General features: G+C 74.9%; 7 protein-coding genes. 2 read left to right on the plus strand and 5 right to left on the minus strand.

Annotated elements, in window-relative coordinates; translation table 11 throughout:
• Together AE652_RS35635 and AE652_RS46865 are read right to left on the minus strand one after the other, a co-directional pair.
• On the minus strand, positions 1-1,067 hold a 1,067-nt coding region (locus AE652_RS35635), incomplete at its 3' end, for a cation-translocating P-type ATPase (RefSeq protein WP_049659153.1).
• Positions 1,068-1,114: 47 nt separating this feature from the next.
• A complete protein-coding gene (locus AE652_RS46865) occupies positions 1,115-1,276 on the minus strand; it encodes a hypothetical protein (protein ID WP_158077736.1) in 162 nt (53 codons plus the stop codon).
• Between the two features lie 231 nt (positions 1,277-1,507).
• Here AE652_RS46865 and AE652_RS35645 point away from each other — a divergent pair, with 231 nt between their 5' ends.
• On the plus strand, positions 1,508-1,963 hold the full coding sequence (locus AE652_RS35645) for a hypothetical protein (RefSeq protein ID WP_049659149.1): 456 nt from the start codon (positions 1,508-1,510) through the stop codon (positions 1,961-1,963).
• Between the two features lie 13 nt (positions 1,964-1,976).
• Here the strand turns inward: AE652_RS35645 and AE652_RS35650 are convergent, their stop codons facing one another.
• Positions 1,977-2,378 carry an NTP pyrophosphohydrolase gene (locus AE652_RS35650; RefSeq protein ID WP_049659150.1) on the minus strand — a complete coding sequence of 134 codons (402 nt, stop codon included), beginning with the start codon at positions 2,376-2,378 and terminating at the stop codon, positions 1,977-1,979.
• A 142-nt stretch (positions 2,379-2,520) separates the two neighbouring features.
• Between AE652_RS35650 and AE652_RS35655 the strand changes: the two genes are divergently transcribed.
• The gene (locus AE652_RS35655; RefSeq protein ID WP_049659151.1) at positions 2,521-3,300 is read left to right on the plus strand and encodes a hypothetical protein; all 780 of its coding nucleotides are present in this window, start codon (positions 2,521-2,523) and stop codon (positions 3,298-3,300) included.
• Positions 3,301-3,316: 16 nt separating this feature from the next.
• Here AE652_RS35655 and AE652_RS35660 read toward each other — a convergent pair whose 3' ends face one another.
• A complete protein-coding gene (locus tag AE652_RS35660) occupies positions 3,317-3,730 on the minus strand; it encodes a PPOX class F420-dependent oxidoreductase (protein ID WP_369808360.1) in 414 nt (137 codons plus the stop codon).
• A gap of 22 nt (positions 3,731-3,752) precedes the next feature.
• Complete coding sequence (locus AE652_RS35665; protein WP_049659152.1) at positions 3,753-4,538, minus strand: DUF4239 domain-containing protein; 786 nt, start codon at positions 4,536-4,538, stop codon at positions 3,753-3,755.
• Positions 4,539-4,664: the final 126 nt, after the last annotated feature.

A 4,664-nucleotide genomic window follows, 5' to 3' on the forward strand; every position in this document is an offset into this window, starting at 1 on the left:
CCCGCGCCCAGCCAGAAGCCCAGCACGCTCGCCGCGACCGCCAGCACGCAGGGCACGAACACCCCGGCCACCGCGTCCGCCAGCCGCTGCGCCCGCGCCTTGCCGGCCTGGGCCTCCGCCACCAGCGCGGTGATCCGGGCCAGTTGGGTGTCCGCGCCGACCGCCGTGGCCCGCACCACCAGGGCGCCGCCCACGTTCACCGTCGCGCCCGCCACCCGGTCCCCGGGGCCGACCTCGACCGGCACGCTCTCCCCGGTCAGCAGGCTCAGGTCGAGCGCCGAACCCCCGTCGACCACCACCCCGTCGGTGGCCACCCGTTCGCCCGGCCGCACCACGAACTCCTGCCCGGGCAGCAGCAGTTCGATCGGCACCAGGCGCTCCTCGCCGTCCGCCCCCCGCAGGCACACCTGCTTGGCGCCCAGCTCGGCCAGCGACCGCAGCGCGGACCCGCTGCGCCGCCGCACCCGGCCCTCCAGCAGCCGCCCGGCCAGCACGAACAGCGGCACGCCGACCGCCGCCTCCAGGTACACGTGCGCGGTGCCGCCGCCGTCGGCGGTCAGCGAGAAGGGCATCCGCATGTCCGGATCGCCCGCCCCGCCGAGGAACAGCGCGTACGCCGACCAGCCGAAGGAGGCCACCACACCCAGGCTGACCAGGGTGTCCATGGTCACCGCCGCGTGCCGCAGCCCCCGCAGGGCGCGGAGGTGGAACCCGGCCGACCCCCAGGTCACCACCGGGACGGCGAGCGCGAAGCAGACCCACTGCCAGGCGGTGAACTGCGCCGACGGCACCATCGACAGCACCAGCACCGGGACGGCCAGCAGGGCGGTGACCAGCAGCCGCCACCGCTCGTCCGGCTCCTCCGCCGCCACCCCGACCGGCGCCCCCGCGGGCAGCGGCTCGGCGGTGTAGCCCGCCCGCTCGACCGCCGCCACCAGCTCCGCGACCGGCACCCCGGCCGGGTGCAGCACCCGGGCCCGTCCGGTCGCCAGGTTCACCCCGGCCGTCACCCCGTCGATCCGGGCCAGCCGCTTCTCCACCCGGCCCACGCACGCCGCGCAGGTCATCCCGCCGACCGCCAGATCGGTGGCGACCACGGGCTCGGCGACGGCGCTCACCGCATCCCGCCCATGCCGTGCCCGTCCATCCCGGGCGACGCGCCGCCCCCGCTACCGGGCCGCAACCCGGGCGCGACCGGGCCGACCTGGCGCCCCACCCCGTAGGCCACCACGAACACCACCACCAGCAGCAGGACGAACCCCGCCAGCACACTCAACGGCCGGACTCCCGGCGACTTCGCACTCACCCCCCAGCAGTCGGACGGGCGACGCGGTTGGTTCCCGTACGTTCCGGAACCGGTTCCCGTACGTTCCCGAACCGGCGGTGCCAGGCCGCTCCGCCGGGCGGCGCCCCGGCGGGTGTCCCTTGTCAGTGGGGCGTCGTAGGTTTGCTCCGCACGCCGAACACCGGGCGTGCGGACCGAGGAACACCGAAGGGGGAACCAGCGATGAAGCGTACGGGGAAGCACGGCTTCGCGGCGGTGGCCGGGGCGCTGGGGGCGGTGCTCGCCCTCGCCGGGACGGCGGTGGCGCAGCCGGCCGGGAGCGGGGCCGAGGCGCCCGCCGCGGTTCCCGGCCAGCCGGGGACGGGCGAGATCCTGCCGCACCCGGGGCCGGAGGGGCTGATCTGGATACCGGACTGGATCGGCGACGGCGGCGCCGTGACGGCCTCGGTGAACCCGTCGCAGCCGTTCACGTTCACGCTCGGCTGCCGGGGCGGCGGCTCGGTGGACGTGCACATCGGCGGCGCGGCGCCGGTCGACTTCACGGTCCAGTGCCCGGTCGACTCCACCGGCGTCGGTTCGGTGGAGGTCCCCGCCCGCCCGGGCCGGGACCTGCTGTTCACCGCGCACACCTCGGACCCGTCGATCCACTGGGGCATGTACGCCACCCAGGCCGACTAGACATATCGCAGGGCTACGGCCGAACGCTGCGCGGCCCGATGGCGGTGGCACCCGACACGCCGACCCGGGCCCGCAGTTCGCGGTCGGCGGTGGCGACCAGACAGGTGCGGGCGGGGTCTCGGGTCTTCTCGGCCCGGACCAGCTCCACGATCCGGTCGTCGCCGCTGCCGACTGCCGCCACCACCCGTACTCCGGGCACGCCGTCCACCCCCCGGGCCGCGCCCTCGACGACCAGCACCACCTCCAACGGGCCGGGGTGCTCCGGCACGCCCCGTTCGGCGACGGCCACCAGCGCGTCCCGCAGCCGCTCGGCGGCGCCCCGCCGGTCGCGCCACCAGCCGTCCGGCACCGATCCGACCACGTTCGCGCCGTCCACCACCAGCAGCGGGAGCGGCCCGGCCTCGTTCTCGTCCATGGCCGCCAGCCTGCCACGCCGCCAGGCCGGGTTCCGCGGCGGCCGGTCGGAGCCGCGCCGCTCGGCCGAACCGGCGACGCGGGCGGCATGTCCGGTGCCGCCTGAGCGCCGGCCCCGGGCGGCTCGGGTAGGCAACGGGCCCATGGACACACGCATCGACGAGATCGCCGAACGCATCTACCGGATCTCGACCTTCGTCCCGGAGATCGCCCCGCCCGCCGGGTTCACCTTCAACCAGTTCCTGGTCGACGCCGAGGAGCCGCTGATCTTCCACACCGGGATGCGCTCGTTGTTCCCGGCGGTGTCCGAGGCGGTCGGCCGGGTGCTGCCGGTGGAGCGGCTGCGGTGGGTGACCTTCGGGCACGTCGAGGCGGACGAGTGCGGGGCGATGAACGAGTTCCTCGCCGCGGCCCCGCACGCGCGGGTCGCGCACAACACGCTCGGCTGCCTGGTCTCGCTGAACGACCTGGCCGACCGCCCGCCGGTGCCGATGGACGACGGCGAGGTGCTGGACCTCGGCGGGCGCCAGGTGCGCCGCCGGGTGCGCAACATCAACACCGCGCACGTGCCGCACGGCTGGGAGGCGCGGGTGCTGTTCGAGGAGCAGACCCGCACCCTGTTCTGCGGCGACCTGTTCACCCACCTCGGCAACGGGCCCGCCGTCACCGACGCCGACCTGGTCGAATCGGCCCTGGAATCCGAGGGGCTGTTCCGCCAGACCTCCTGCCTGACGGCCGCCGCGACCGCGCTGCGCTCCCTCGCCGAGCTGCGCCCGCGCACCCTGGCGGTGATGCACGGCTCGTCCTTCCACGGCGACGGCGCGGCCGCGCTGAACGCCCTGGCGGACGGGCTGGAGGAGCGGTTCGGACCGGAGTCGGGGTTCGTCGGGCTGCCCAGCGCACTGGCGGGCCCGCACCCGTAGCCCGGTCCGTCGGCGCTCAGTCCGTCAGCGTGATCCGGATGCCGACGGTGCCGCGCTCGCCGCGGCGCAGCCGGCTGCCGAGCAGGGTGAGCACGCCGAGCAGGCCGTACTTCTGGCGCAGCAGGGTGCGGTAGGCGGCGGTGCGCTCGGGGCCGAGGAGCTCGGCGGTGGCGGGGTACTGCTCGCCGGTCGGGCGGCCCTTGACGTCGCACGGGCCGACCAGCACGTCGGCGCGGTTGCGGATCCGCTTGACCTTCCAGGAGTCCGCGACGGTCCAGACCCCGAGCGCCTCCCCGTCGCGCACCACCCACACCGGGGTCGGCACGGCGGTGCCGTCCTTCCTGTACGTGGTGACGAGCAGGTAGCTCCCGGAGGAGAGCTGGACGATCCGGGCGAGCCGGTCCGCGGCGGAGGGGTCGGGCATGGTCATGGCCGGAAGTCTAGAGGCCACGTCACCAGAACCTGGCCAGCGCGCTCTCCTTGAACGGTGCCGGCGAGACGCTGAGCTCCCCGGCGAAGGGCCGGTCGAGCACCAGGACGAGCAGCAGGCTGAACCCGATCAGGGCGGCCACCGAGCCGACGAACAGCATCCGCACCTTCAGGCTGCGGATGCCGTACAGCAGGGTCAGCGCGAGGATCACCAGCGCGCCGCCCACGATCAGGACCTGGAGCAGCACGGGCAGTTCCTCGCGGCTGGCGTTGATCCGGTCCCGGCGCTGGCCGACCGCGTCGTTGAGGCTGCTCAGGGCCTCGGTGTAGAAGGCCTGCTCGGACTGGGACTGCGGCTCGTACGTGCGCAGCGCCTGGTAGATCGCGTCCACTTTCGAGGCCGTCACCGAGAAGTCGCCGTGGCCGGCCCGCATCAGCGGCCACTGCTTCTCGACGACGGCGTGCACGTAGCCGCGGACCGAGGCGTCGACGGCGGCCTGGACGTCGGGCGGGAAGGCGCCGGCGTCGCGGGCGATCTGGGAGACCGCCGTCGCCTCGGTGGAGACGATCTTCTGGGTGTCCTGGAGCTCGGTCCACAGGTTGACGATGACGAAGGCGAGGATGATCCCGTAGATCGCCCCGAACATGCCGAGCACCACGCCGACCATGTCGTTGTTCTCGCCTCCGACGAGGGCGGGGAAGCGCCGGGTGGTGACGAGGCTGGCGGTCACCGCGAGGACGACGAAGCCGCCGACCACCAGGAGGGCGAGCAGGGCGGTGGAGAAGTGGTTCAGCAGCCAGAGTTCCACGGGAACGCCCTGTCCTGTCAGCGGGGCCCGCGGGTCCGGGCGGTGCGGAGCAGGGTGCGGGCGCGGCGGGTGAGGCGGTGCCGGCCGTGGCCGCCGACGCCGGTGGCGCCGGTGGCGCCCCCGACG

The organism is Kitasatospora sp. MY 5-36 (assembly GCF_001182915.1).
GTDB lineage: Bacteria > Actinomycetota > Actinomycetes > Streptomycetales > Streptomycetaceae > Kitasatospora.

Excerpts from the sequence above, each read along its gene's own strand:
- AE652_RS35645 (WP_049659149.1), top strand. The coding sequence starts at position 1,508 with ATGAAGCGTACGGGGAAGCACGGCTTCGCGGCGGTGGCCGGGGCGCTG.
- AE652_RS35650 (WP_049659150.1), bottom strand. The coding sequence starts at position 2,378 with ATGGACGAGAACGAGGCCGGGCCGCTCCCGCTGCTGGTGGTGGACGGC.
- AE652_RS35655 (WP_049659151.1), top strand. The coding sequence starts at position 2,521 with ATGGACACACGCATCGACGAGATCGCCGAACGCATCTACCGGATCTCG.
- AE652_RS35660 (WP_369808360.1), bottom strand. The coding sequence starts at position 3,730 with ATGACCATGCCCGACCCCTCCGCCGCGGACCGGCTCGCCCGGATCGTC.